This is a genomic window from Paraburkholderia sp. BCC1885 (assembly GCF_900996235.1).
Classification (GTDB): Bacteria; Pseudomonadota; Gammaproteobacteria; order Burkholderiales; family Burkholderiaceae; genus Paraburkholderia.
Map to the genome: position 1 here is coordinate 1 of NZ_CAAJGM010000066.1, position 26346 is coordinate 26346.

At 62.4% G+C, this 26346-nt stretch carries 30 protein-coding genes and 1 pseudogene; 15 read left to right on the forward strand and 16 right to left on the reverse strand.

From position 1 onward, the window contains the following. Positions 1-200: pseudogene (locus FQ755_RS05110) on the reverse strand (hopanoid biosynthesis associated radical SAM protein HpnJ); the annotation flags it as partial. 343 nt (positions 201-543) lie between these two features. On the opposite strand from FQ755_RS05110, the gene FQ755_RS05115 reads away from it, so the two are divergent. Continuing rightward, the gene (locus FQ755_RS05115; protein ID WP_144151580.1) at positions 544-1062 is read left to right on the forward strand and encodes a DinB family protein; all 519 of its coding nucleotides are present in this window, start codon (positions 544-546) and stop codon (positions 1060-1062) included. A gap of 24 nt (positions 1063-1086) precedes the next feature. On the opposite strand, the gene FQ755_RS05120 is transcribed toward FQ755_RS05115, so the two are convergent. The 6 genes from FQ755_RS05120 to FQ755_RS05145 all read right to left on the reverse strand — a co-directional run bounded on the left by FQ755_RS05120 (position 1087) and on the right by FQ755_RS05145 (position 5772). Then, positions 1087-2235, reverse strand: a complete 1149-nt coding sequence (locus FQ755_RS05120; RefSeq protein WP_144151583.1) for a DUF1501 domain-containing protein — start codon at positions 2233-2235, stop codon at positions 1087-1089. Between the two features lie 5 nt (positions 2236-2240). Continuing rightward, on the reverse strand, positions 2241-3671 hold the full coding sequence (locus FQ755_RS05125) for a DUF1800 family protein (RefSeq protein WP_144151586.1): 1431 nt from the start codon (positions 3669-3671) through the stop codon (positions 2241-2243). Between the two features lie 115 nt (positions 3672-3786). Further along, the gene (locus FQ755_RS05130) at positions 3787-4320 is read right to left on the reverse strand and encodes a periplasmic heavy metal sensor (protein ID WP_144151589.1); all 534 of its coding nucleotides are present in this window, start codon (positions 4318-4320) and stop codon (positions 3787-3789) included. Continuing rightward, positions 4317-4739, reverse strand: a complete 423-nt coding sequence (locus FQ755_RS05135; RefSeq protein WP_144151592.1) for a hypothetical protein — start codon at positions 4737-4739, stop codon at positions 4317-4319. The genes FQ755_RS05130 and FQ755_RS05135 overlap by 4 nt, the downstream gene beginning before the upstream one ends. After that, positions 4736-5347: an RNA polymerase sigma factor gene (locus FQ755_RS05140; protein WP_144151595.1), complete on the reverse strand. Its 612-nt coding sequence runs from the start codon at positions 5345-5347 to the stop codon at positions 4736-4738. Before FQ755_RS05140 ends, FQ755_RS05135 begins: the two co-directional genes overlap by 4 nt. Positions 5348-5475: 128 nt before the next feature. Beyond that, positions 5476-5772 (reverse strand): YXWGXW repeat-containing protein, encoded by a 297-nt coding sequence (locus FQ755_RS05145; protein WP_144151597.1) that lies wholly within the window; start codon positions 5770-5772, stop codon positions 5476-5478. Positions 5773-6021: 249 nt separating this feature from the next. Between FQ755_RS05145 and FQ755_RS05150 the strand changes: the two genes are divergently transcribed. The 3 genes from FQ755_RS05150 (at position 6022) to FQ755_RS05160 (ending at position 7998) form a co-directional block, all read left to right on the forward strand. After that, the gene (locus FQ755_RS05150) at positions 6022-6984 is read left to right on the forward strand and encodes a zinc-binding alcohol dehydrogenase family protein (RefSeq protein ID WP_144151600.1); all 963 of its coding nucleotides are present in this window, start codon (positions 6022-6024) and stop codon (positions 6982-6984) included. Positions 6985-7047: 63 nt separating this feature from the next. After that, a complete protein-coding gene (locus FQ755_RS05155; protein ID WP_144151603.1) occupies positions 7048-7224 on the forward strand; it encodes a DUF1427 family protein in 177 nt (58 codons plus the stop codon). A gap of 174 nt (positions 7225-7398) precedes the next feature. Next, on the forward strand, positions 7399-7998 hold the full coding sequence (locus tag FQ755_RS05160; protein WP_144151606.1) for a DUF4337 domain-containing protein: 600 nt from the start codon (positions 7399-7401) through the stop codon (positions 7996-7998). A 77-nt stretch (positions 7999-8075) separates the two neighbouring features. Here FQ755_RS05160 and FQ755_RS05165 read toward each other — a convergent pair whose 3' ends face one another. The 3 genes from FQ755_RS05165 to FQ755_RS05175 form a co-directional block, all read right to left on the reverse strand. Then, the gene (locus FQ755_RS05165; RefSeq protein ID WP_144151609.1) at positions 8076-9356 is read right to left on the reverse strand and encodes an RNA polymerase sigma factor; all 1281 of its coding nucleotides are present in this window, start codon (positions 9354-9356) and stop codon (positions 8076-8078) included. Positions 9357-9455: 99 nt separating this feature from the next. After that, positions 9456-9869: a YciI family protein gene (locus FQ755_RS05170; protein WP_144151612.1), complete on the reverse strand. Its 414-nt coding sequence runs from the start codon at positions 9867-9869 to the stop codon at positions 9456-9458. A gap of 125 nt (positions 9870-9994) precedes the next feature. After that, positions 9995-10348, reverse strand: coding sequence for a YciI family protein (locus tag FQ755_RS05175; protein ID WP_144151615.1), 354 nt, complete (start codon positions 10346-10348; stop codon positions 9995-9997). 270 nt (positions 10349-10618) lie between these two features. Here FQ755_RS05175 and FQ755_RS05180 point away from each other — a divergent pair, with 270 nt between their 5' ends. Together FQ755_RS05180 and FQ755_RS05185 are read left to right on the forward strand one after the other, a co-directional pair. Beyond that, positions 10619-10807, forward strand: coding sequence for a glycine zipper 2TM domain-containing protein (locus tag FQ755_RS05180; protein ID WP_144151618.1), 189 nt, complete (start codon positions 10619-10621; stop codon positions 10805-10807). A gap of 105 nt (positions 10808-10912) precedes the next feature. Beyond that, positions 10913-11266 carry a DOPA 4,5-dioxygenase family protein gene (locus FQ755_RS05185; RefSeq protein WP_144151621.1) on the forward strand — a complete coding sequence of 118 codons (354 nt, stop codon included), beginning with the start codon at positions 10913-10915 and terminating at the stop codon, positions 11264-11266. Positions 11267-11298: 32 nt separating this feature from the next. Here FQ755_RS05185 and FQ755_RS05190 read toward each other — a convergent pair whose 3' ends face one another. Then, positions 11299-11607 carry a high-potential iron-sulfur protein gene (locus FQ755_RS05190; RefSeq protein WP_144151624.1) on the reverse strand — a complete coding sequence of 103 codons (309 nt, stop codon included), beginning with the start codon at positions 11605-11607 and terminating at the stop codon, positions 11299-11301. A gap of 17 nt (positions 11608-11624) precedes the next feature. Continuing rightward, positions 11625-12215, reverse strand: coding sequence for a TetR/AcrR family transcriptional regulator (locus FQ755_RS05195; RefSeq protein WP_144151627.1), 591 nt, complete (start codon positions 12213-12215; stop codon positions 11625-11627). A 103-nt stretch (positions 12216-12318) separates the two neighbouring features. Here FQ755_RS05195 and FQ755_RS05200 point away from each other — a divergent pair, with 103 nt between their 5' ends. The 5 genes from FQ755_RS05200 (at position 12319) to FQ755_RS05220 (ending at position 17503) form a co-directional block, all read left to right on the forward strand. Next, positions 12319-13071: an SDR family NAD(P)-dependent oxidoreductase gene (locus FQ755_RS05200; protein WP_144151630.1), complete on the forward strand. Its 753-nt coding sequence runs from the start codon at positions 12319-12321 to the stop codon at positions 13069-13071. A gap of 118 nt (positions 13072-13189) precedes the next feature. Beyond that, positions 13190-14434, forward strand: a complete 1245-nt coding sequence (locus FQ755_RS05205; protein WP_260858321.1) for a hypothetical protein — start codon at positions 13190-13192, stop codon at positions 14432-14434. 224 nt (positions 14435-14658) lie between these two features. Then, positions 14659-15426 (forward strand): hypothetical protein, encoded by a 768-nt coding sequence (locus FQ755_RS05210; protein ID WP_144151633.1) that lies wholly within the window; start codon positions 14659-14661, stop codon positions 15424-15426. 70 nt (positions 15427-15496) lie between these two features. Continuing rightward, positions 15497-15892 carry a hypothetical protein gene (locus FQ755_RS05215; protein WP_144151636.1) on the forward strand — a complete coding sequence of 132 codons (396 nt, stop codon included), beginning with the start codon at positions 15497-15499 and terminating at the stop codon, positions 15890-15892. A 201-nt stretch (positions 15893-16093) separates the two neighbouring features. Continuing rightward, on the forward strand, positions 16094-17503 hold the full coding sequence (locus tag FQ755_RS05220; protein WP_144151639.1) for a sugar porter family MFS transporter: 1410 nt from the start codon (positions 16094-16096) through the stop codon (positions 17501-17503). A gap of 26 nt (positions 17504-17529) precedes the next feature. Here the strand turns inward: FQ755_RS05220 and FQ755_RS05225 are convergent, their stop codons facing one another. After that, on the reverse strand, positions 17530-18162 hold the full coding sequence (locus tag FQ755_RS05225; protein WP_144151642.1) for an HAD hydrolase-like protein: 633 nt from the start codon (positions 18160-18162) through the stop codon (positions 17530-17532). Between the two features lie 329 nt (positions 18163-18491). On the opposite strand from FQ755_RS05225, the gene FQ755_RS05230 reads away from it, so the two are divergent. Then, entirely contained in the window at positions 18492-19484 is a 993-nt protein-coding gene (locus FQ755_RS05230; RefSeq protein WP_144151645.1) for a CPBP family intramembrane glutamic endopeptidase, read from the forward strand. A 231-nt stretch (positions 19485-19715) separates the two neighbouring features. Here FQ755_RS05230 and FQ755_RS05235 read toward each other — a convergent pair whose 3' ends face one another. Beyond that, positions 19716-20507 (reverse strand): ProQ/FinO family protein, encoded by a 792-nt coding sequence (locus FQ755_RS05235; RefSeq protein ID WP_144151648.1) that lies wholly within the window; start codon positions 20505-20507, stop codon positions 19716-19718. Between the two features lie 293 nt (positions 20508-20800). On the opposite strand from FQ755_RS05235, the gene FQ755_RS05240 reads away from it, so the two are divergent. The 3 genes from FQ755_RS05240 (at position 20801) to FQ755_RS05250 (ending at position 23608) form a co-directional block, all read left to right on the forward strand. Then, entirely contained in the window at positions 20801-21106 is a 306-nt protein-coding gene (locus FQ755_RS05240) for a HigA family addiction module antitoxin (RefSeq protein ID WP_144152081.1), read from the forward strand. Between the two features lie 226 nt (positions 21107-21332). After that, complete coding sequence (locus FQ755_RS05245; RefSeq protein WP_186308421.1) at positions 21333-22556, forward strand: MFS transporter; 1224 nt, start codon at positions 21333-21335, stop codon at positions 22554-22556. Positions 22557-22612: 56 nt separating this feature from the next. Then, a complete protein-coding gene (locus tag FQ755_RS05250) occupies positions 22613-23608 on the forward strand; it encodes an aldo/keto reductase (protein WP_144151654.1) in 996 nt (331 codons plus the stop codon). A 132-nt stretch (positions 23609-23740) separates the two neighbouring features. Here FQ755_RS05250 and FQ755_RS05255 read toward each other — a convergent pair whose 3' ends face one another. Next, on the reverse strand, positions 23741-24502 hold the full coding sequence (locus tag FQ755_RS05255) for an ROK family protein (RefSeq protein WP_260858346.1): 762 nt from the start codon (positions 24500-24502) through the stop codon (positions 23741-23743). A 180-nt stretch (positions 24503-24682) separates the two neighbouring features. Beyond that, on the reverse strand, positions 24683-26275 hold the full coding sequence (zwf, locus tag FQ755_RS05260) for a glucose-6-phosphate dehydrogenase (protein ID WP_144151660.1): 1593 nt from the start codon (positions 26273-26275) through the stop codon (positions 24683-24685). Positions 26276-26346 lie beyond the last annotated feature (71 nt).

A 26346-nucleotide genomic window follows, 5' to 3' on the forward strand; every position in this document is an offset into this window, starting at 1 on the left:
TGCGCAATTTCAAGCGCCGCGTCCACCGACAAACCATCCGCCGGCGCATCGAGCACGCGGCTCTCCGGCACCAGGGCCGCCGGTTGCGCGAGCCAGGTGGGATACCAGAAGGAGCGGATCTCGCGCTTCGCCTGATAGCGCGAACCCGCGCCGCCATCGAAACCGTCATACGATGGAGCCTGCAGAAATAAGGTTTTCATGTGTGATGCTCCGGCCGGCTCGCTTGAGCCTGATAGCGTGGGGAATGGCTGAAATGTTTGTGCGCGGACGAATGCCTGCTGCAATCAGAAGGCTGATGAATATGTTTTCAGGTGGAGAAAACCATAACCCGCCGCAATAGTTCGAACAACCTGGAATCGATCCCGAGCACCGCATCGTTTTGATGCAGCGCCCCTGTTTGAAGGCAAGTCGTATGCAAAGCGTCAAGCAACAGGAAGCACTTCGCCGAAGCGAAAGCCCCGCGTAATATGTCGTCCGAAGAATCCTGCCAAAAGGCAAAACGCCTTCTTTGATTATCGAACCCTCCCATGGAGATTTTGTGAAATGAGCGAAAGCACTCTGCGTATGCTGACCCGCTACAACCGCTGGGCCAACCGGCTCATCTTTGACGCCGTCGCCGCGTTGCCGGACGGTGAATCACTCAAACCGCGCCAGACCGTATTCGGCAATATCGTCCACACGCTGAGCCACAGCTATGTGGTCGGTGCGATCTTTCAGGCGCATCTGGAAGGGCGTGAGCATGGTTTTTCGAGCCGCAATTTCAGCGAGCCGATGCCGCTTGCGCAGCTCAAAACCATGCAGGAGAAAATCGACGACTGGTATATCGCATACAGCAATGCACTCACGCCGCAGGATGAGGAAGAGTTGGTGCCGTTCAAATTCATCGGCGGCGGCGAAGGCGCCATGACGCGCAGCGAGATGGTGCTGCATGTGGTGAATCACACGACGTATCACCGCGGCTTTATCGCGGATATGTTCTGCCAGATTCCGCTCAAGGCGCCCGTCACCGATCTGCCGGTGTATCTGCGCGAGCAGCGCGCGGCGCGCGCGCTCTCCTCATAAACCAACGTCGCGTCGCAACATGCTCTAGCTGCGGATCAAACCGGTCAGCGGCCGCGTCGAACCTGTCTGCGCAAATAACGTCGCTGCGGTTCGATGCGGATCGAGTCCGAGGCTTTCGCTCGCGGCGCCAGCAATCAAGCTATCGAGCGCCGTGGTGGGCCGCAGATCGCGCGCCTGGTAGAGATCGCCGGGTTTCAGTCCCGGCCAGTCGCCGAGGACGCGTCCACCCTGCACGGCGCCGCCCACCAGCATCGCCACCGAACCCGTCCCGTGGTCCGTGCCGCCCGTGCCGTTGGCAGCGGCGGTACGGCCGAATTCGGTGGCCACCAGCACAGTCGTTTTGCCCCATAGCGGCCCGAGGCCGTCGCGCATCGCGGCGAGCATCGTATCGAGCGCTTTCAACTGATTCGCCAAGCGGGGATTCTGCGCGCTATGCGTGTCCCAGCCACCGGTTTCGATCATCGCCATGCGTGGGCCATCGTCGCGTGACAGAAAGCTCGCGGCGAGCTTACCGAGGCTCGCCGGATCCTGACGCGCACCCGCGTCGCTCGCGAGACCACGCGCGGTCATGGCGGACTCCCATAGCGGCCGCAACTGCGTGTCCTGGTCGTAAAGTTGCGAGACGCGCGTGAGCAGATCGTCGGGCGCTTGCGGCAAGCCGGACGGCGCGTAAGAGGTGACATCGGCTTTGCCGCGCAGCGCCATCGGCACCGTTGGCGCGAACGCAATGGCGTTTTCGTGCGTGGCGGGCATCATCGCCACCAATCGGTTCAGCCAGCCATCCTTCACCTGATACGGCGAGGTGCCGCCTGTCTCCAGCACATTCTGGCCGTCGAAATGCGACCGATCGCGATACGGCGAAGCCACCGCATGCACAAACAGCGCCTCGCCGGACGCATACATCTTCGCAGTTTCGACAAGCGAGGGATGCAGCGCAAAGGTGCCGTTCAGCTTGACCGCCTTCGACGTATCGATAGCGAGCGCCCCACGCAAGCTCGCGTATGAAGGTTCGGCATACGGCACCACGATGTTCAGCCCGTCGGCGGCGCCGCGCTGGATCACGAATACAAAGCGGCGGTCCGTCTCGACGTTCGCGAACGCCATCTGCGGCGAGACGAGAATCGCGCCGGCACCGGCTGCCGCGAAGCTAAGAAATTGACGACGGGAAATCATGGCGTTTATCTCCGTTGAAAATCGGGCGATACGAGCAGCAAGGCAATCGCCGTCGAAGCGCTTTCGGCGCGTGACACTGCCGTCTGGGTCGACTCGCTGATCGAACCGACCAGCAGCGTCTGCCCCAAAATACGCGGATCGATCCGGTCGCCGACACGCGCAGCAAACCGCTGCGCCACTTCCACCCGACGCACCAGCGCGTCGGGCGCGGCCCAGCTCGCGGCGATATCGTCATAGCCGGCTGGCGAGCCGGGCCGCCACACAGGCTCGCCGAGTTGCGTGAGTAACGGCGCGCCTTGCAGATTGCCGAGGTCTTGCCAGCCGAGGCCGCGCATCGAAGAAATCGTCCATTCCCATGGCGTTTTGAATTTCACCGCCACGGGCGACCACGCTTCCGGCGACTCGATCAACGCACGATAGACCGTCGGCAAGTCGCCACCGCTGCGCTCGAATGCGCTCGCAAGCCGATCGGTAACCACCGATGATGGGTTATCCGAAACAAAATGGCGCGCCAGCTTCCCGGCAATATGCTGCGCCGTGGCGGGCGACGCCGCGAAATCATGCAGGATCGCGAGCGCCTGCTGTTCGCCCGGCTGGTCGTAGCGGCGTCCCATGATGGTGCGCGACCCCGGTTCGTGTACCTGCGGACGAAACACAAAACTGCCGGGCGCGGCGCCATCGGGCTGGGGTCCGGGCTGGCGTCTCTTCACGCCGGCCACGCTCCATCCCGTGAGCGCGCGGGCGAATTCGGTGACGTCGGCTTGCGTGTAGCCGCTGCGCACGCCCAGCGTATGCAGTTCCATGATTTCGCGAGCGAGGTTCTCGTTGAGCCCACGCTTATTGTCGGGATTGCGTTGTTCCGCGCGCAGCGCCGCCGCGCTGTCCGGTCCCACCGAGCGGGTCTGGTCGAGGAAAAGCTGCATCGCGGGGTGGCGCTCAACCGCGACCAGCATGTCGTCGAAGCGGCCCAGCACGTGTGGCCGAATGGCTTCCATTTCGAATGCGCCGGCCAGCGCCGCGACCTGCGGCTTTTCCGTCGACACCGCGAAATGGTTCGCCCAAAAATGAACGAGACGATCGACAAAGGGCGTCGAACTCATCAATGCGCTGTTGACGCGCGCGTCCACGGCCGCGCGGTAGATATCGCGGATTTCGCCGCGAAGCATCTTGTTGGCGGCCTGCTTTGCCGCCGGCGCCAAGTCGCCGGTTTGGCTCGCAGCTTGAGCCGCATTCTGCTGACGTTGCTCGCCCAATTGCGTCGCCAGCGCCACCGCCGTGGGCTGACCCGCCCACGCTGCAGGCAGCGGCTGATATTGGTCGAACTGCGCGAGCAGCCATGCCTTGGGGTCCGGTGGTGGCGTATCGCCCGGGCGAGCACCGAGACCAAAACGGTTCAGCGCAATTGCCGCGGCGTTATCGCTGGGTGACGTGACCATGCGCGTTCCCTCTCTCGTTGCGTACCTTCCTTAAACGCTTGCGGCCTCCGCTTTCCGTCGCGGCTCGTCGAGATTTATTTACGGGCGTGGCGCAACTTCACCACGACTTGTTGCGCTACTCGCTCGCGGGGTTCTGACTCGCGGGCGCATTCGCCTGCGCACTCGCTGGCCGCTTGCCCTTGGCTGCGGGCGGTGCCTCACGCCACTGTCCCGCCTGCTTCAGTCCATCGGCAAACTTGACGCGCTCCTCGGGCGTGAGCCGGGTCGCAAAGTCCGCGACGCTGCTCTCGACCTCCGCGCGCAGCGCGATATCGGCATCACGCGTGTGCTGCAGGGCTGCATCCAACGCCGGGCGATCGAACTGCGGCGCGGCCAGCAGAGCCAGCACTTCGTGACGCCCATCGCGGGCCTCGCGCGCATAGTCCCGGCCGTCACGGCGCGCCTCCTTGAGCCCTGCCAGAAACTCCTTCTGACGCTCCGGCGTGAGGCCGTCCGTGGCGAAGCGCAGCGCGGTGCGCAGCGGCGGCGCCTTCGCGGCTGTGCCGTGCGTGGCAAACCACTGATACGCCCCGCCCGCAATCCCGCCCAGCAAAAACACGTTCAACACGAACGAACCGGCCAGCAGCATCTTCCATGAACGGTCGTTCATTCGCCGCTCCAGTCGGCGTTCGAGCCGTCGAAGCTCGAAGTCAGGTACGAGACCGATTCATGTCCCTGGGTCGGCGCGCCGGTCAGGATAAAAAACGACATCGCAAAGGCCCCCGCGACGCCGCCTGCGAGACCGATACCCGCAAACGCGGCGCCCCGCCACCACAGCCGCGCACGATGCGGCAACGGACGCCGCGCAGGCGAGCCCGCGACAATGCGAGCGACCAGCGCGTGCTCCGGCGGCTCGACCTGCTGGCTCGCGAGCCACGCGTCGAGTCCAGCCGACTCCGCCAGCAAGGCATCCGCCTCGGCCCGGTGCAGATCGGCCCAGGCAACGGCCGCCGCGCGCTCCGCATCGGGCCAGCGGTGCACATCGGCACCATACGCGTCGACGATGGTACGGAATCTCTCAGGTGTCATGGCATGTCCTTGCTAAAGCCGCTGCCGGCCAGTTGTGCACGCAGGTTGCGGCGGGCGCGCACGAGCAGACTTTCGAGGGCGTCGACTGTAATGCCCATCAACGCGGCAGCTTCGATATTCGATAGCTCCTGGTAGTAGTTGAGCACCAGAGCTTCGCGCTGTCTCGTCGGCAGCGCAGCCAACGCGATGCGCACGCGTTCGTCGCGCACCCGGGCTTCGAGTTGCAGATCGGGTAGGGCTTGCGGATCGGCTTGGTCCGGCGGCTCGGCGACCGGATCTTCGCGCCGCCCGCGCAGGCGGTCGTAACAGAGATTGAGCGCGACGCGATGAATCCAGGTATCGAAGCGCGCCTCGCCCTCCTTCCAGAGCGGCGCCTGTTTCCAGATTCGCACAAACGCCTCCTGTGCGACGTCTTCCGCTTCCATACGGTCTCCCAACATACGCGTTGCGAGCGCGAGCAGACGCGGCAGCTTGCGCGACACGAGCGTGCGCACCGCCGCCGGATCCCGCTCGCCGACCCGCGCGACGAGTTCCGCATCGGGATCGCGCTCGCTCAAGAGGCGCGATCCCGTGACGTCCGCGGCATACGCGGCGGCGGCTCTGCATATCGTGTCGCGACACGAACGTTTCTCACTTGCCGTGGCTCCGAGCAGCGCGCATCGCGCCTGTTTTTGGGCTTGTTATCAATCCGGGCCATCGACACACGACGACGGCAGCTTAGCAATGCGCCGACAGCTTAGCCCCAGTGACCTTCCACCCAGCGCCAGTTCGGACCGCGCTGCACCCAATGGCCCGGCACCCAGTGATAGCCGACCCGCACCGGCTGCCAATGACCCGGCGCCCACACGTACTGGCCGTGCTCCCAGCGCCAATGGCCGTGATCCCACACGTAGCCGTCACGTGGCGCGGGAGCGACCTCGTCACGCGGCGGCGGCGGTGCCGCCGGCGCAACCATGATCTGGGCAAAGGCCGCACTGGTGGCCAGCGTGGCGATGGCGGCAACCAGCAACCGCTTGAGGTTGTTGCATTTCATGAAACGCTCCCTTTGGTTGAAGTTGAAGAAAAGCACAATGGCTCCGTTTCGTCTTAAACGGGGCAGACGGAAAAATCCGTCGCCTTTATTTTGCACGTTCTACGCAAGGCGGATATCCGATCGCCGCGCATTGCTGTCCGAAACTCGAAAGTTGTTGTCTCAACAAGGCCGCCTCGGACATCTAGAATGGCTTCAACGCTGCACTACGCGGCACGTAACCCACTCGGAAATCTACTCAGGAGCGCTGTCATGAAAGCCATCCAGTTCAAGTCTTTTGGCACCCCGGACGTCCTCGAATATGTCGACCTGCCGACGCCTTCGGCCGACGCGGAACACGCCGTCGTGCGGATCAAAAGCGCCTCGGTCAACCCGAGCGACGTGAAGAACGTCTCCGGCCATTTCTCCCACACCGTTCTGCCGCGCACGCCGGGCCGCGACTTCAGCGGGATCGTCGTGGAAGGTCCCGCGGAGTGGCTCGGCGCCGAAGTCTGGGGCACGGGCGGCGACATCGGCTTCACGCGCGACGGCACCCACGCCGAGTTCATCAAGATCCCCTTGGCCGCGCTGTCGCGCAAACCGGCCACGCTGAGCCACGAGCAGGCGGCGGCCATCGGCGTGAATTTCGTGGTGGCCTGGCTCGGCACGGTCGAATATGCGCAGTTGAAAGCCGGGGAAACCATCGCGGTGATCGGCGCGGGCGGCGGAGTCGGCGGCGCGGTGGTGCAGATCGCCAAGGCGCGCGGCTGTCGCGTAATCGGCGTGGACCGTCATGAGCCGCAAGCGGATTCCCCGGCCGGCCGCCTGATCGACGAGTACGTGCCGTTCGACGAACACGCCACCGAGCGCATCAAGGCATTGAGCGAAGGCGGCGTCGACGTGGTGTACGACGCGGTGGGCGGCGTGGCTTTCGAAACCGCGCTGAGTCTCGTCAAGCGCCGTGGCCGCGTGGTCGAAATCAGCGCGACTGGCAAGCGCCGCGTCGAGTTCGACATGATCGACTTCTACCATAACGAAACCCAACTGCTCGGCGTCGATAGCGCCAAGCTGGGCGTGGCCGAATCGGCTCGGTTCATGACGGCGCTGGTCGAAGGCTTCGAAAGCGGCGCGTTTCAACCGCCCGCAATCGCCGGCCGCTTCGAACTCGCGCAAGCCCGCGAGGCTTACCAGGCCGTCGCCGGCGGAACACGCGGACGTGTCGTCATCACGATGTGAGATCCGGTTCGCGCGGCGGGCCCGAGCGCCTGCCGCGCGCCACGGCAAAAAGGTGAAGCAATCATGAAAGCGTATTTCGTCTCGTTGGTGGTCGGCCTCGTGGTAGGCCTGTTCTATAGCGTCGTCAACGTAAAATCTCCCGCGCCGCCCACGATCGCGCTGGTCGGATTGCTCGGCATGCTCGGCGGCGAACATCTGATTCCGCTGCTGCGCACGCTGTTCGGCATCAGCGTCAACTAGCCGGGGCGGAATGACACTCGCCACGCACGTCGCGCGGTCCTGAACACAACACGCTAAGATTGAGCCCCGATGCGCGCCGATAGGACGCAAGCGTGGGCGAACACTTTCGCTCCCGCCTGCGCAGCACGGTCGCCGCAGCCAGTTCAAACAAATAAGTGTGTTCCGGAGTGTTGCATGTCAGATGAATATGAAGTGCATGGGCTGCATGACCATGCTGTCGAGCATGTGGGTGAAGCCCACGGCCACGGTGAACACGCGGATGCCGATCCGTTCGCGAGCCGCATGGCGGTGATGACGGCCATCCTCGCGACGATCGGCGCGATCTACGCCTACCAGAGCGGCACCAGCGAAAACCTCGCGCTTTACTACAAGAACGAAGCGGCCATCAAGAAGACCGAGGCCGCCAATCAATGGTCGTACTACCAGGCGAAGGGCGAGAAAGAAAACCTTGCTGAACTGGGCGCCGCGCTATCGACGCCAGGCAGCGACGCGCACGCCAAATTCCTCGCGGACGTCGACAAATATAAGCAGCAAAAAGAGCCGATTCGCGCCAACGCCGAAGCCATCGAAAAGGAAGTGGACAAACAGGACACGCAAAGCGAGCACCTGATGCACGGACATCATCGCTGGGCGCAGGCCACGACGCTGATCCAGATTTCCATTGCACTAACGGCTATCACGTTGTTGACGCGCAAGAAGTGGTTGCGCAATCTGTCCCTGGGCGTGGCCGCGGCCGGGATTCTGTTCGGGGCGGCGGCGTTTTTGTCGATCTGATGAAGCGGGTAGGTGGGCGCTTGCATCGGCTTGCGTCCGTCCGCGCGTTTGATTCGTCAGCGCGCGGCTGACGCTTTTTAGGCCACCGTGCTGCGCGCCCGCTGCAGCAGCAATTCGCGCTCGCGCTCGTTACGCGTCATCGCCGCGGCCCGCTCGAATTCCGCGCGGGCCTCGTCCATGCGGCCGAGTTTCGCCAGCAGGTCGCCGCGCACGCTGGGCAGCCAGTGGTAATTCGCGAGCGCGGCGTTGCCGCCCAGCGCGTCGACAATCTCAAGAGCCGCGACCGGTCCGAACGCCATACCCACGGCCACGGCGCGATTCAATTCCACCACCGGTGACGGATTGACCTGCGCAAGCACGTCGTACAGCGCGACGATCTGCGCCCAATCGGTCTCCCCGGCAGTATGAGCACGCGCGTGGCAGGCAGCGAGCGCCGCTTGCAACGCGTAGGTCCCGCTGGCGCCGCCGAGCGACTGGGCCCGCTCCAGCGCCGCGAAGCCGCGCCGAATCAGCAACAGATCCCAGCGGCTGCGGTCCTGATCGAGCAGCAGTACCGGCCGGCCCTGCGCGTCCACACGTGCGTGGGTCCGCGAGGCCTGAATCTCCATCAGCGCCACGAGGCCATGCACTTCGCTTTCGTCGGGCATCAGGCCGGCCAGGATACGTCCCAGCCGCAGCGCGTCCTCGCACAAGGCGGGGCGCATCCAGTCGTCGCCGGCCGTGGCCGCATAGCCTTCGTTGAAAATCAGGTAGATCACTTCGAGCACGGAGGCAAGCCGCACCGCACGCGCGTCGGCGCGCGGCACTTCGAACGGCACTTTCGCCGCGGATAAAGTGCGTTTGGCGCGAACGATCCGTTGCGCGATGGTCGGCTCGGGCACCAGGAAGGCCCGCGCAATTTCATCGGTGGTCAGGCCACCGAGCAGACGCAGCGTGAGCGCGACGCGCGCGTCGGTGGACAGCAGCGGATGACACGCCGTAAACACGAGACGCAACAGATCGTCGCCGATGTCATCCTCGCGCGCGGCATCGAGCGCATCGACAAAATCCGGCACGACGTGAGCCTCCTGCGCATCCAGGTCGCGGCCGAGTTCCTCGCGCTTGCGTGCATGCAGCACGTCCTGACGCAAGTGATCGAGCGCGCGGTTTTTGGCGGTGATCATCAGCCAGGCGCCGGGATTGTCGGGCACGCCATGCGCCGGCCAATGTTCGAGCGCCGCGACGAGCGCGTCCTGCGCCAACTCTTGCGCCACGCCTACGTCGCGCACCATGCGCGCGACGTAGGCAATCACCTTGGCGGATTCGATGCGCCAGACCGCCTCGATCGCACGATGCGTCGCCGCCGGATTCCCCGCCATCTCAGTGCGCCGCCGCGTTCGGATTGAGACGTGCTGAACCTGCCACGCATCCGGCGAAAGCGATCTGCTTGCGCATGATTAAACCTTTCGATGTCCGAATTAATGTCGACCCGCATCCAGTTCACGAAAGCGGTCGAGCGCAGGGCCCGGTTCGAAGTCGTCCCATTCGAATAGCTGCCGCACTTCGATCTCGCCCTCGGCCTGCTCGCCGAACGGCGCGGGAAAGCGCCGCGCCCACTCCATGGCTTCTTCGCGCGTGCGCACCTGAATCAGCGTGTAGCCCGCTATCAGTTCCTTAGTTTCGGCGAACGGGCCGTCGATCACGCGGCGCTGCCCTTTCGAATACTGGATGCGCCAGCCCTCCGAACTCGGCCGCAAGCCGGTGGCGTCGAGCAATACACCGGCCTTCGCCAGTTCCTCGTGATAGGCGCCCATCACCGCCATCAGGGATTCTTCGGGCATGACGCCGGCTTCGCTCGTCGCGGTCGCCTTGACGATGATCATGAATCGCATTGCATTACTCCTTGTCGTGAACGACGAGCCGCCTCTTGGACTCGTCATCAACACGACGCGCGAGATGAGGACGGATCGACATCGAATTCACGGACCTGGGAAAACCCTTGGCGCCGACCACCCTGTCATTGGTAGCACGGCCCGACTTCGCGGACCTCGACCGTGCACCACTGCGCAGCCGGACAGGCCGCAGCGATCGCCACCGCGTCCTCACGCGTCTCGCAGTTCAGCAGCAGGAATCCACCGACCATTTCCTTGGCTTCGGCAAACGGTCCATCGAGCAGTCTCGACTGACCGTCGCGCACCTGCACACGCACCGCGTCACGACTCGACTTCAGCGACTCGCAGGCCAGCAGCAGGCCGCGCTTGCTCAGTTCTTCGGCGTAATTGCCCATGCGGTCGTAAAGCGCGCGGCCTTCTTCCTCGGTGCGTTCGCTGCGTTGATTGGTGGGTTCGACGATTAAGAGCATGTAGGCCATACGAAACTCCGGTGAGTCGTCCTATGTGCGTCGTGTTGATGGCGACGGCATGCGTCAACAGAAAAAAAAACCGGCACACGCCGATGCCGTCAGAAACGCGGCTGTTTGCGCAGGCAGTCTAGCAAGCGCAGACGGATCGACGCAAACGCATCGGCCACTTCAGCCTTTGCTTAATGCGGCGTCCTTAGCGGTCTATGGGTGCCGCGCATCCTTACGCTGCGGCACGCAACTTGCTCATAAGGGGTATCGACAGGCAAAGAGAGGTTGAAAATGAACACTAAATTCGGGTGGACCGGCGTCATCACGCTTGTGGTTCTGGCGTCGCTAGCAAGCGGCTGCACTCTCGGCGGCGCGGCGGCGGGCGGCGTGGTGGGCAACGAAGCCACTGACCACAGCACCGCAGGCACGATTGGCGGTGCTGTGGTGGGTGGCGCCGTGGGTTATGAGCTAGGTAAATAAAAGCACGGCGTGGGGCAAATGCATGGCGTCGTTTGGCGGGCAGATTGCGAACAACATTCGCAATCTGCCTTATGCTGATAGTTTTTCTGAACACGCCACTTTCACATGACTCATTCCGACGCCCCTGTTGTCCATAACTGGCACGCCCACGTGTACTTCGATGCCGAGCATCGCGACGCAGCATGGGCGCTACGCGAGCAGATCGAAGCCCGTTTCGCCGGCAAGTTGCAATTGGGCCGCTTTCATGAAAAGCCGGTTGGACCGCATCCCATGTGGTCGTATCAACTTGAATTCGACCGCGCGCAATTTGCGGAGATCGTGGAATGGCTCACGCTTCATCACGGCGCGCTCGACGTCTTCATGCATCCCAATACCGGCAACGACCTGCGCGATCACCGCGATGCGGCGGTGTGGATCGGTCACTCGCACACGCTCAAGCTCGACATCTTCGGCAAGTGAGTTCGCGCCCGCGCGGCGCATCACGACATCCGCTACATATTGGCGTAAGAACTGCACCAGCCGCTTGCCGCCACCTGCTGGCTGCCGAACAACAGGCAGCCGCCCCAGGCATCCGTGGCCTTACCCTGGAACAACGAGCAATTGCTGCAATTCTGGCCGGCGACGTAAGTAGCGAATTTGTTCTTGTCCACCGCTGCCGCCGTCTCTTTGTAGCCCACGGCGAGGGCTTTCGGATCCCCTTCGCTGAGCTTTGAGGCGTCGGCCGAAGCCACCCGCGTCAACGCGAGCGACGAGCCAACGGCCAAACTAAAAACAACAAAACTGCGACGTGAGTTTTTCATGGTGGGCGGTAAGGGGCTTAGATTTCGCGTGCAGGCCAACCTATCAGGGCACGCTCCGCTGATTCCCTGAGCTCGGCTTTCGGCATTCCCTCCGCCGCCTGCAAAGCGAGGCCGGAGAACACCATCAGCAGGTAGCGGGCGAGCGCGGCGGGATCGATGGACGACGGGAAATCTCCCTCTGCCTGCGCACGCTTGAGCCGTTCGGTCAGCACCTCTCTGGTTTTACCACGCTGCCTGAGAATCGCGCCGGGAACATCGCCGTTGTTCACCCCGGCCGACCGTCCCGCCTGAATCAGCAGGCAGCCAAGCGGCTCCTGCGGATCCACGAACCATTCGATTGCACCGAACAGCAGCCGCTGCGCCACCTCACGCGCGTCGGCGCCGGCCAGCACGTGCTCGCGGTGCGCCGCGCGGCGCTCGCGGTAGCGGTCGAGCACCGCGTCGAAGAGGCCGCGCTTGCTGCCAAAGGCCGCATAAATACTGGGCGAGTTCAGGTCCATTGCCTTGGTCAGCTCGGCCATGGACGCGCCTTCGTAACCGTGCCGCCAAAACACTTCCATCGCCCGGTCGAGCACCTCTTCTTCGTCAAAAACGCGAGGTCGCGCCATTTCAAGCTATCCCTGATGATTTTTAACGATCATCACATAATTCATTTGCCTCGTCCACGCTGCGCATGGTTATATAACGATCATCACAAAACAGGAGCATTCGATGAATCAGTCTCTACAAGGCAAAGTGGCGGTTGTGACGGGCGGCAGCGAGGGGATCGGCCTTGCCGCGGCAAAGCGGCTCGCGGCCGGTGGCGCGGCGGTCTTTATCACGGGGCGTCGCCAGCAGGTGCTGGATAAGGCCGTCGCTGAGATCGGCGGCGACGTCGTGGGTGTGCAGGCGGACGTGTCGAAGCCCGCGGACCTCGAGCGTCTCTACGAGACGGTCCGCGCCTCGAAGGGCAAGCTGGACATCCTGTTCGCGAATGCGGGCGTGCAGGCCAAGGAAGCGCTCGGGTCCATCACGGAAGAGGCGCTCGATTACCAGCTCGCCGTCAATTTCAAAGGCACTATCTTCACCGTGCAACAGGCGCTGCCGTTACTGACCGAAGGCGCGTCGATCATTCTGGCGTCGTCGACGACGGCCGCCAAGGGCTTGAGCACTCGCACCGTGTACTCAGCGACCAAGGCCGCCATCCGCAGCTTTGCCCGTAGCTGGGCGACGGAACTCAAAGGGCGGGGCATCCGCGTCAATGTGCTCAGCCCCGGACCCATCGCGACCCCGGCCCTGACGGCTTCACTCGCCGACGAAAAGGTCGCCGCGGCGTACAAGGCGAACGTCGTCGACACCATTCCATTACGGCGGGTGGGACAGCCGGAAGAGATGGGCGAGATCGTGGCCTTTCTGGCTTCGGATGCATCGAGCTATGTGAACGGCGCCGACATCCAGGCGGATGGCGGATGGGCGCAGGTTTAGGTCAAGAATTGCCGCGCCAGGCCGTTATTCATTAGCTGCCCCGAAAACGGGCGACCTGACCGGCTGCTGCGATTTGCGACGACGTTGTCATGGCGCCTGCCCGTTACGGCGCTCGTGATTGACCGTCTACGCACGCTTTCTTGCCTTGATCAACATGGGATTTTTTGACGCGCTGTTTGTACGCAAGCCAACACCGCAAGCGTTCGCCGCCCAGTTCATCGAGGCGGCCAAACGCCGTGGCTTCGACGCAGCGCTCAGCTACAACGCCGACGAGTTCCGGCTCGAATACGGCGGCAACGCCGTCTTCAATCTGCACCACGCGTATCGTGCTTACTGCAGCAGTGACAAGGCATCGCGTGACACCGCGCTGCAAGGCTTCGTGGCAACGCTATGCTCGAGCGGGAAGGCCGCGCCCGAACGTCTGTCCGACGCGCGAGCCATGCTGCGGCCGCTGATCCGCGGCCGTGGTGTTCTCGAAGACGTTCGCCTGCATCAGCTACGCACCGCTGGCCGGGAAGCGGCCTTCGCCCCGGCATGGCGTGCCTTCGGAGACGACTGCGCGACGCTGCTGGCGCTCGATTATCCCGAGTCCACCTCGACGTTGATGAGCGGCCCCGTGAAATCGTGGGGCATCACGCTCGACGATGCGCTCACGATTGCCTGCGACAACCTGCGCGACATCACCACAGACTCCTTCGTTGAAGTCGCGCGCGGCGTGTATCGCGGCGACTGGCGCGACGGCTATGACGCGAGCCGCGCACTGCTGCCAGACCTGCTGCACCGCGCACCGGTGCACGGCTTTCCGGTCTTCATGATTCCGACCCGCGACGTCCTGCTCGTCACGAGCGACAAAGACGACGGCGGCCTCGCGCGGATGGTCGAACTCAGCCGCGAAGCCGCGCAGACCGGGCGGCCGGTCTCGCCATTCATGTATTGCTACGACGAAGGCTTGCGCCGTTTTACGCCGCGCCAGGCCCAGGTGGCACAGCGTCTCGCGCAACTCGCCCTGCGTTATCGCAAGGACGACTACGACGCGCAAAAGACCGCGCTCGATCGCCTGCACAAGCAGGAAGGACGCGATGTGTTCGTCGCCAACTACCTGCTTTACGGCGCCAAAGACGAAGCCGGCGAGATGTTCTCGGCGGCGACGTGGACCGCGGGCGTCGAATCCCTGTTGCCCCAGGCAGACCGGATCGTACTGGTGCGTCCGGAGTCCGGCGAGACGCGTATCGTGCCGTGGCAGCAGATCGCATCGCTCGTGGGTGGGTTGCTCGAAGAGCAACCGATGTATCCGGTGCGCTACCGGACGCGTGGCTTTCCCGACGTGGGCCAATACGCGGCCGTCACGATTGGCGAACCGTAGGCGCGTTTCATTCTCCTGGCATTCAGTGTCTGGTGCAAGCCCGCTTAAGATCGCTTAAGGCCGGGGAGCAGCGGCTTGCTCTTTCCTCGCCTTACAAACCATCAACCTCTGAACCCATCTCTCCGATAACCCGTTCGATCAGGTTCGTTTCTTCGAAATGAATTCGCCTTTCGACGACGCGCGTGCCTGCCCTATCCAATGTGCTTATCTGGAGGAAATGGATCATGTCAGTCGATTCGTTCGGTATGACGGTCGCGTCGTTGCCGGCGCCCGCCCCAACGTCCGCGGTCTCGCTCAATGCCACGCCTGCGAAGAAACAGGCCGCCCAGGACGACGTCCTCACGCCCGCAACGTCCAGCACCGATCCGTTGATGGCCGCGCTTCAGCAGACGCTCTCGCAGCTCGGCTATAACACGCCATCCGATTCGCTGACGACCGACGGCTCGAACGGCACAGGCAGCACAAGCAACACGAATGGCAATGCAAGTGCCGCGAGCCCCTCCAGCGCCGATGCGGCCAGCACCGGCGCGCAATTGCTCGCTGCGCTTTATCAGGCGCTGTCCCTGCAGCAGTCGGCCTCGACGGACAACAGCGGCGCCTCATCCAGCGACCATTCGAACAATGCGATTGCGAACTTTAACGACACGGCCAGTTCGGGCGGCGTCAGCGCGTATCGCGACCTGGGCTCACGCATCGCCGACCTGGCGAATGCAGCCAACGACGTGGACAACAATGCCGACGACACCGCCGGCGAATGGGACGTCGAAGTCGACGACGTGGAAGTGTCCGAACCCGATGAAGCAGAAGACGGCGCAGATCCCATGACGACCGCGATGTCGAATCTGAGTAACGCGTTGCAGGCTCACGTCGCCGCGCTCGATCAGGATCCAGGCGCCACGGTCAACCTGTCCGATGTGCTCGATGGCCTGTCGGACAGCGCGAGCAGCCTGAACTGGCAGCCGGTAGGCGCGTTGATCGACGTGTCGGCTTGAGGATGAGAAACACGTTTTCGACACGGTGGATAAAACGAAGCCGCACCGTATGGAATGAGGAGAGATTGCCATGCAGATCAGCAACGCCACGTCGTCAACCACGCTGGCGCACACGGAGCCTGGGTCAAATGCCGCGGCGGCCCCATCCGTTGCTTCCACGACGAGCAACTCGAACCAGGACTCGGCCGTCACGATTTCTCCCGAAGGCGCGGCTGTCGCTGCACAGGATGCCAGTTCATCGGGCGGTGCCGATACCTCGGACACCTCGGGCACTTCGAGTGCCGAAGGCACGACTGCCAATCCAGCGAACACCGCCGACGTCTCGCCGCTAAAGTCGCTTGCTTACGGCACGCTAGGACTCGAACGGCCGGATCAGGCGCAGGAAAATCGCAATCCCTTTTACACGGCGGGACGCTGGATTGCAGCAGGGCTCACGATCGGAGGCATCATTTCCCTGCTGGTTTAAAGGCATGAACGCAACGCGGATAGGCGACGAGATAAGCGGCGACGGCCTCAGGCACGCGGAATGCTCCCACGTCTGAACAAATCAAATCGCGCCGCAGTTCGTCATGAGAAAAACGGGTGCCTACAGTCCTGAATGGAATGCCGGCATAACCCGTCGTCGTATGCACGCCATGACGCCGCGGCTTTCCAGAAAGGAAGAGTCATGTCAGCCACGCCTCATGGGCTTGCAGCGAATGCTGCAGCACACACGCATAACCGCTTGCACGTCGTGCTAACCAGCGTGATCGCCGCCTTGGCCGGTCTGCTGTTCGGTCTCGACATCGGCGTGATCTCCGGCGCGTTGCCGTTTATCGCGCGGCAGTTTCATGTGAGCGATCAGGGACAGGAATGGATCGTCAGCTCGATGATGGTCGGCGCCGCGCTCGGCGCACTCGGCTCGGGGTGGATGGCCAAAGCGATTGGCCGCAAATACTCGCTGATGATCGGCGCCGCGTTATTCGCCTGTGCATCGGGCCTGTGCGCATTCGCGCCAAATCCGGAAATGTTGATCGCCGGACGCGTCCTGCTCGGCCTGGCGGTGGGCATTGCGTCGTTTACCGCACCGCTTTATCTGTCCGAAATCGCGCCGCCCAACATGCGCGGCGCGATGATCTCGCTGCATCAATTGATGGTGACGGTCGGCATTCTCGCGGCCTTTCTTTCCAATACCGCCTTTAGCGGCGCCGGCGACTGGCGCTGGATGCTAGGCGTGATCGCATTCCCGGCGCTTGCGTTGCTGATTGGTCTGATCTTCCTGCCGCGCAGCCCGCGTTGGTTAATGAGCCGTGGCCGCAACGAGGAAGCCGCCAAAGTGCTGGAACGTCTGCGTAGCGACAGCAAAGCCGTCGATACCGAAATGCGCGAAATCGCAGATCAGCTCAAGGTGGAATTTCAGGGCTGGGGACTCTTCTTCAGCAATCCGAACTTTCGTCGTTCGGTTTGGCTTGGCGTTCTACTGCAGGTCATGCAGCAACTGACCGGCATTAACGTAGTGATGTATTACGCGCCACGTATCTTCGGCCTCGCCGGTTACGGCACGGCACATGATCAACTTTGGGGGACGGTGATCGTCGGCGTCGTGAACGTCGCGGCGACGTTTATCGCGATCGGTCTCGTAGACCGCTGGGGCCGCAAGCCGATTCTCTACACTGGCTTTACGGTGATGGCCCTTGCCCTCGCCTCGCTCGGCGGCCTGCTGCATATGGGCGTGACAAGCGGCGCGAGCCAGATGATCGCCGTGGCGATGCTGCTGCTGTTTATCGCCGGCTTTGCGATGTCCGCGGGACCGATGATCTGGATTCTTTGTGCGGAAATCCAGCCTATCAAGGGACGCGATTTCGGCATTGCGGCTTCGACCTTCGTGAACTGGGTGGCCAACACCATCGCTGGCGCGACCTTCCTGACCCTGCTCAATACGCTCGGCCATGCGCAAACTTTCTGGCTCTATGCCGCGATGAATGCCGCCTTCATACTGTTGACGTTCTGGCTCATTCCCGAAACAAAGGGCGCTTCGCTCGAAAAGATCGAACGTAACCTGATGGCTGGCCGCGCCTTGCGCCAGCTTGGCGAGTAACCAAAGACAGAGGCGGGTGGCGCGGATCAGCCTTGATCCGCCAGCCCGATCAATTCGGCCGGCTCGTTAAACGCGACATCCGGACCCAGACGCGTAAGCGCAGCGAAATCCGTATAGCCCCAACCTACCGCGCCGAAGCGGACGCCGATTTTCTTTGCCGCGTGCGCATCGCGGATCTCGTCGCCGACATAAATGGCCTCGGTTCTGGCGACGCGCGTCGCCTGCAAAATCTTGCGCAGACGATGCGCCTTGCCGAACAAACCCGACCCGCATTCGACCGCCGCAAAGCGCCCAAGCAACGCCTGCCCGAGCACGGCCTCGACATTGGCAAGCGAATTCGACGTGGCTAATGCCAGCATGATCTGGCGGTCTGCGAGACTTTGCAGCACCTGCGCGATGCCGTCGAAGGGACGTAGTTCGCCGCTGCGCTGCTGCATGATCACTCTGAAATCGATCAGCACGCGTGGCACGCGATGCATCGGCAAACGCAAATCGCGCAGAATCTCGCGAGCGCCCATCGAACGCAGGCGGTTCACCTCATGATGCTCGACCTGTCTGAAGTCGTGACGAACCGCGAGACCATTGAGCGATTCGACGAACAGCGGAAACGTGTCGGCTAGCGTGCCGTCGAAATCGAAGATTGCGAGTTTGATTGCCATGGATCGAATGCGCTTCTTTAGAACGCTTGCACCTGCACGGCACGGAGCGCTCCCTTTTTTGCAGATTGAGTGAGCATACGGAGCCGGCCCGGGCGAGCGGCAGTCGATGGCACGCAATCTATATTACACGCTGGCGATGCCCTCAGCCGCGCCATTATTGAACACGTTGGCATTCCTATGAAACGACGTTAAAGTAATGCGCTTAAATCGAAACCGCTGGCGTGTCGTTACATACCCAGCGCATAAAAGACCGGTGCACTTTGGCCACGAGGCGAGTCCGGCGATTAGACCGAGCCCATGCCATCGTCGTCGTTAGAACGGAGGTTTTCTTGGACGAGCTACTTCAGCAGTCAGCACAACCTGCCAACGGCGATACCTCGCCGCCACCGCGCAAGCGGCGATTGCGCGGGGTATTCGTCGGCAAAAACGGAATCCGCTGGGGCTGGCGAATCCTGCTGTTCATTGCCGTATTTGCGGCCGCGGCATTCAGCCTGTTCAAGCTGAATATCCATGTGTTCGGACGCATGCCGCACGATGCGACGCACCTGACGCTCTTGCCATTCTTGCGTGGCGAGTTCATCCAGATCATCAGTCTGACGGTCGCACTCGCGGTAATGGCGGCGATCGAGCGACGTCCCTTGCTGTCGTTCGGCTTGCAAGGGCCAGCGGGATGGAGGCGCTTTGCAAGCGGGTTGATTTGCGGATTCGCCGCCGTCAGTCTGACGGTGCTGCTGCTGATGCAGATGCACGTATTGACGCTCGACGCGCCTACAGAACAAGGAGCGATTGTCTTGTGGCGCGCCCTGGCCTGGGGCGGTCTATTCCTGATGGTCGCCCTGTTTGAAGAATCGGCGCTGCGCGGATATCTCCAGTACACGCTGGGTAGAGGGATTGGTTTCTGGTGGAGCGCCATCGTGCTCGCGGCGCTGTTCGGCGGCCTGCACGGATCCAATCCCGGCGAGACGCCGGTGGGCCTCATCTCAGCCGCCGGCTTCGGTCTTGTGTTCTGCCTGAGCCTTTGGTACACCGGCTCGCTGTTGTGGGCGATCGGCTTTCATGCGACCTGGGACTGGGGCGAGTCGTATTTTTACGGCACCTCGGATAGCGGCACGATACTGGACCATCGCCTGTTCACCGCGCATCCGCTTGGCAACGTCCTGCTGAGCGGCGGCAAAACCGGCCCGGAAGGCAGTGTGCTGGTGCTCGTGCTGCTCGTCGTAATGGCGGTATTGATGCGCCTGTGGTGGGGGCGCCGCACCACGTCACCATTCGCCGGCAGCGGCTGGAAACCGTGGAAGCCGGCACGCGGTGGGAAGCTCTAACATTTTGTTAGCAGAACCATCCATTCGACGATCGGCGAATACTGCGTAATAGAATTCACGATCGCAGGAGATTAATAGCCGAAGAAGAAGCGCGGCGCTTCGGCACGAGTAGACCGATGACATTGCCGCTATCCGCCCCGCTAACGTCGCCGGCCGCATAAGAAAACAACACGGCGTAGGCAACGTTCAGGGGCTGGCATTGCCGCGCGGTGCGGCATTTTATGTGGCGCTTTAAGCTGCGTTGCCGTGTTGCGCGGCGCTATCTTGCTCGGCTTCGGCAACATTACCTTGCTGCGCGACGACACCCTGATCGGCAGCGCTGGTCTGCAGAGTGACCGGGTCTTGCTGCGCCTCATGCTGTTCCTGCACGGCACCCGCTTGTTGACCCTCGACCCCTTCTTGCGGCACCGCGGCATCCTGCTGCCCGGCATTTGCCTGCTGGGCCGCAGCGCTCTGCTGTGCAACGCCCGCTTGCGCCGCGCTCTTGTTCTTTTGCCGCTTGGCCTGCAAGCCGCGCGCTCGCGCCGCTTCCGCCGGCAGTACCTGACCCGCATCCTGACCATTCAGGTCGAGACGCATGGCGTTTTCAGTGACGCACGCCCAGTAGCGGCTACCCCAGCACCACACCTTGATGGCATCGCGCAGAGCCGCTTCGTTCAGGCCGAGTTCTTCCGAATGTTCGAGCAGGTCTTTGAAAATGCCCACCTTGAGCGGCACTTTCGGCGCGGGATTCTTGGGGAACGCTTTCGGAAACCGCTTCTGGAGCTTGCCGATAGACAGCACCACGGGGTCGACCGGCTTCGACTTTTGCGCAGGCGCTTTATGCGCCTGAGTCTGTGCCTGAGCATGGCGAGCAGGCGCGGGCGCTGCGCGCCCAGGCTTCGCCTGCTTCGGTGCGTCGGCCTGTTTCGCTGGCTTGGCGTTTTGCGCCGGCTTGGCATGCTGGGCACGCCTCGCCACGCGTTTTTCTTCAGCCTGTTTTGCCAGTTGGTCTTTCAGTGCAGCGAGTTGTTCAAAGCCCATGATGCAGTCTACGACGAGGAAAATGCGTGGATTGTAGCAGTTCAACCGGAAAGCAATTATTTACGTTTCCGGCGCATCGCCAGGCGCCATGCGGGTTTTGAGGATACGACCGGTATTCTGGCGGACCGCGCCGAATGAAAAGCGCAAAGTCGGTCGGGCATGCCGCTTCAAGCAAACGACATGCCGCAAACATTCAATCCACCGCGATAAGCAACCCGCGAGTCTGCGCAACCCGAGTGACAAGAAGCGCTTGTCAGTTGACGCGCGCCACATTCGCCGATATTGTTCACCCCATGGCCGATTCAGAATTTATCCATCCCGGCATCACTGTCCGGCAGAACTGCCTCGAGCGGTTCAATTTGACCGTCACCGAGGGTGCGCTGGTTCTGGGCGTCAGTCGTCAGGCGCTCACCAACCTGTTGAGCGGCAAAGCCGGCATCTCACCCGAGATGGCGCTGCGGCTCGACAAGGCGTTCGGTGGCGGGGCTGAAACCTGGTTGCAAAGGCAAGTGCTTCACGATCTCGCCAAGGCACGTCTGCGGCTCGACGAACTCAACGTCGTGCCTATGGTGTCCGCTCAGCAACCAGCGCTGTTCTAGGTATTGCCGTTTCGACGGCAAGCACGATTCGCATTACTGCACCACCTGTATCACCTTTAAGCAAACAGCATTGAACCCTTAGCTCATCAAGGGTTCGGATTGTCTCGCCCTGATTTTTTAGTATTCCTGATTGAATGATTCGAAAGTCTTCGAAGGCCTCGTCACGCCCTGAGGTTTCAGGATGCGACGCGGGACTCTATTAATCCACAAAGCATCGAGAGTGAATATGCCTGGGCATCGCCGCTTTTACACATTTCTAACCGGTAGTTTCTTCGCCAGCTTCGGTGGCTGGATCAACCTTCTCGCCATCCTGAACATCGCGACCTATCGATTCAACGCCACGCCATTCGATCTGGTAATCCTGAGCGCGGCGTTACTGGTGCCGCCCATTCTGTTGACACGTATCATCAGCCGCGTCTGCGGACGTTATGCAAGCACCCGCGTGCTCGTCGTCGCGTTGACGCTGACGTTAGGCACCACGGCGGCGCTGCTTTGGGTCGGCAATTTCATTGCATTCCTGCTGGTGGTCGCGCTGAAATCGGCGGCCTTAGGCTTCACCGATCCGTCCGAAACGCTCTACGTCACCACCTGCATCGACGAGGCGCACCAAAGCCGCGCCTTCCGGTTACTGAGTCTCGCGCAAAGCGTGGCGAAGATCTGCGCGCCTGCGGCCGGCGGTATTGTCGCCGCGTGGGCCGGAGACAATCACACGATGCTCGCGTCGATTGTCCTGATCGCCGTGGCAATCGTGTTGATGCTGGCGTCGACGTCGAACGGCAAAGCAGTGCCTGAGGCCAGTACGACGCAAGACCAGAAAGCTGCATCGCGCGCGCCCTTCAGCGGCACAGTCGTGCCGCTCCTGCTCTGCGTCGGCATTTACTTCGCGCTGGCCGCGGCCGTCAACAATCAGTTTCCGTTGATGCTGAAGCATCAGGGCTTCGATAAATCGGTGCTCGGCATCGTGGTGTCCTGTTCCGCGCTAGGTGGTGTGCTCGGCAGTCTGTTGCCGATGGGACGTCATGCAAAGCAGGCGGGGCTCGGCGCGCTCATTGCACCGGCGCTCGCGACGTCGGTGATTTTCATTGTCATGGGCGGCATTTTTCGGTTACCGCTGCGCCCGGCCGAGTGGCTGCTGGCGACGGCGTTCTTCGCCACCGGTTTCGTCGGTGCGCGTTTCCGGGTCGAATGCCGGCTGTTCATCGCCCGCCGTCTCGCGGACCAGGTCGCGAGCGCCAGCGCCTCGCTGCAATCGGCAGGAATGCTCATGCAGTTCATCGCGCCATGCATCGGTGCGGTGCTGACGAGTTTGCTCACGGCCAGCGAAGTATTCATCACGCTCGGCAGCGTCGCGGCGGCGAGCCTTGTCGCCGTGGCCTTCGGTTTCGGTAGACAGCAGCACGTCGCCGGGCCGGTTGCCGCTGCCCTTGTCACCGACGCTGATCATCGATAAGCGCTATCCTTTTCGTTTCACGCAACCGGCAGTCTGTTTCTCTCGCGGAGTCCACCATGCAATACCGTAAATTCGGCCGCACCGGCCTCAGCGTTTCACGTTTATGCCTTGGCACCATGACCTTTGGCCTGCAAACCGAAGAGTCGGTCTCGCACAGCATCCTCGATAAAGCGACGGAAGCCGGCGTGAACTTCATCGATACCGCAGACGTCTATCCGCTCGGCGGCGGCGAAGATCTCGCGGGACGTACCGAGGAAATCGTCGGCCGCTGGCTGAAGGGCAAGCGCGAGCGCTTTATCGTCGCCACCAAGGCGGTGGGCAAGGTCGGGCCGTCGCCGTGGGATCAGGGCGCTTCGCGCAAGCATCTGCTCGATGCCATCGACACCTCGCTGCGCCGCCTCGGCACCGATTACGTCGACCTGTACCAGCTGCATTCCGACGACCGCGAAACGCCGCTCGACGAAACGCTTGAAGCGCTCGACGTCATCGTGCGCTCGGGCCGGGCGCGCTATGTCGGCGTATCGAACTTTCTGGCTTACCGGTTGGCGCGCGCGCTGGGACGCGCCGACGTGCTGCGCGTCGCGCGCTTCGTCTCTGTGCAGCCGCGTTATAACCTGCTGTTCCGGCAGATCGAGCGCGAGTTGCTGCCGCTTGCCGATGAGGAGCAACTCGCGGTGATTCCGTATAACCCGCTGGCGGGCGGCCTCCTGACCGGCAAGCATCGTCACGATGAACAGCCTTCGGAAGGCCGCTTCACGGCCACCGTCGGCAAGGCGGGCGCGATGTATCAGGAGCGCTACTGGCACAAGCGCGAATTCGAAACCATCGACAATCTGCGTTCGCTTGCGGTGGACTCGGGCCACTCGCTGACCAAAATCTCGCTCGCCTGGGTGCTCGCCAATCCGCTGATTACATCGGCCATCATCGGAGCAAGCAAGCCCGAGCAATTGACGGACACGCTCAGCGCGATAGATCTCACGCTGGATGCCGACCTCAAGGCGAAACTCGACGACCTGACGCACGAGTACCGTTGGGGCGACGCGGCGCGCTAAGTGAAAAAGCGCGGTGCCTCACGAGAGACACCGCGCCTTAAATACCGCTTCACGCGAAAAACTAAAGCTAAAGCCAAAGCCAAAGCTCCAAAGGCGGTTGCGCGCGCAACGAAACACGCGCAACCACGCGCATCACTTCCGCTCGAACGCGCCGGTCCGTTGAGTCGCTTCCGGAAACTGCCGCGTGTCACGCAACGAAAGCGGATGCCAAAGACGCGCACCGCCTTCGATACCCGCATCGTTCGACACCACCGCCACATTCGGCGGCAGCTTGAAAGTCAGACGCGCAGCATTGCCGCCGCCGATCCACAGCTTGTCGTAGTTCACCAGCGAGGCAAGAATGCCGATCACCTTCTCGACACGCTTATTCCAGCGCTTGTTGCCCGCCTTCTCGCGCGCGGCGTCGCCGATATATTCGTCGTATGCGTGATTCTTGCTGACCGGATGATGAGCGAGCTCCAGATGCGGCATCAACTCGCCGTCACGAAACATTGCCGTGCCCGCACCCGTGCCGAGCGTCAGTACAAATTCGATGCCGTGACCTTCGATCACCGCAAAGCCCTGCACTTCGGCGTCGTTGATCATGCGCACCGGCAGACCGCCGAGCCGCTTCGCCAGCGATTCAGCGAGCGGAATATCGTGCCAGCCTTCATCGCCGAAATGCGGCGCCGTCAGCACGCGGTTGTTGCGCACCACGCCCGGAAAGCCGATTGAAATGCGCGTGGGCGGATGCTCCGCTATCAGCGGCCCGACCAGCTTGACGAGTTCATCGACGAGTTGCTCGGGCGTGCACGGATGCGGCGTCGCCACGCGCAGGCGCTCGGTGAGCATCTTGCCTTGCGCGTCGATGATCGCGGCCTTGAGGCCGGTGCCGCCTACATCGATCGCGAGAATCTGGTCCGCGCCGCCCTTGACGCCGCCTTTCGCGGCGGCCTTGGTTGCGGCCTTCGTTGCCGTTCTGGCCGCGGGTTTGGTGGTGGTCGTGCCGGCGCCGTTGCTCCGGCTTTTGACGTTACCTTTAACGTTGGTCTGACGTGTCGCCACAGTGGTCCCCAGGTGATGTGTCGTTGAGCCTTACTTCTTCGCGTCCGCGTCCTTGCTCAAAGGACGCCACTTATGGCCGTTGCGCGCAAGCAATGCATCGGCCTCGGCCGGACCCTGGCTGCCGGCCGCGTAGCCATGCACCGGCACGGCGCCGCCCTTCGGATGCAATACGTCGTCCACGGCGGCCCAGCTGGTTTCGATGCTGTCGGCACGCTGAAATAGCGTCTCGTCGCCGAGCATGCAGTCGTACAGCAGGGTCTCATAGCCGACGTTCGGCTGTTCGTCGAAGAAATCGCCGTAATTGAACGACGACTGCACCGCGCCCATTTCCATGATCGGACCCGGCGCCTTCACGTTGAAATCGAAGCTCGTGCCGTGCGTCGGATCGATCCGCAAGGTCAGCACGTTCGGCGTCAACGCATCCACCGGCGTATCGCGGAACAGGCGAAACGGCACCGCCTTCAGTTGCACGGAGATTTCCGTGCGGCGCGCCGCCAGCCGCTTGCCGGTGCGCAGGTAAAACGGCACGCCCGCCCAGCGCCAGTTTTCGATGAACACGCGCGCGGCCGCATAGGTTTCCGTCTGGCTGTCCGGCGCGACATCCGCTTCCTCGCGATACCCGGGGCCTGCCGGTCCCTTTTCGTATTGCCCGAACACCACGTCATCGAGTTTCAACGGCTGGATGGCGTCGAAGATATCGGCCTTTTTATCGCGCACCGCTTCGGCGTCGAAGGAATTAGGCGGTTCCATGGCGACCATGCCGAGCAACTGGAACAGGTGATTCGGCACCATGTCGCGAAACGCGCCGGTCTGCTCGTAGAACTTGCCACGCCCTTCCACGCCGATGGTTTCCGACGCGGTAATCTGTACGCAGTCGATATATTCGCGCCGCCATACCGGTTCGAACAGCGCGTTGGCAAAACGCACCGCGAGGATGCTCTGCACCGTGTCTTTGCCGAGGAAGTGGTCGATGCGATAAATCTGCTCTTCTTTCACAAAGCTCAGCAGATGCTCGTTGAGATCGCGTGCGGAGGCAAGGTCGGTGCCGAACGGCTTTTCGATCACGATGCGGCGAAAACCCTTGCCGCCGTCGCCTTCGCCAAGCAAACCCGCCTTGCCGAGACGCTCCACGATCGGCTTGAAGAAGTGTGAACCGACGGCCAGATAAAACACCACGTTGCCGCCGGGCGTGTTCTGCAGCTTCTGCTTCAGGTTGTTGAAGGTGTCGTCGCTCTCGAATTCGCCGGCCATGTATTCGAGGCGCTGCGCGAGCGAATTCCACGCTTTTTCATCGAGCTTCGAGGTGTGGAAGGTGCTGGCCTTGTCGGCGGCGAACTGTTGCAGCGCTTTGGACAGATCGTCGCGCCACGCGCTGGTTGCGAGCTCGCCGTGATTCACGCCGATGATCTTCATCTGCGCATCGAGCAGACCATCGACCGTCAGGTTATACAGCGCGGGCATCAGCAGACGTTTGGTCAGGTCACCGCCCGCGCCGAAGATGACGAGCGTACAAGGCGGCGCGGGGTGCTTGCCGGCCGGTACGACAGGAGCGGCAGCTTGCGCGCCGCTTGAAGATGCGCCGGAAACGGCGCTTGAGTCAGGTGCGTTCGATGATGTCGACATAGGTTCACTCAATCCAGAGAAGCCAATGGAACGGACATGGCGTATATGAAAGACCAGGCCCGTAGCCGCAC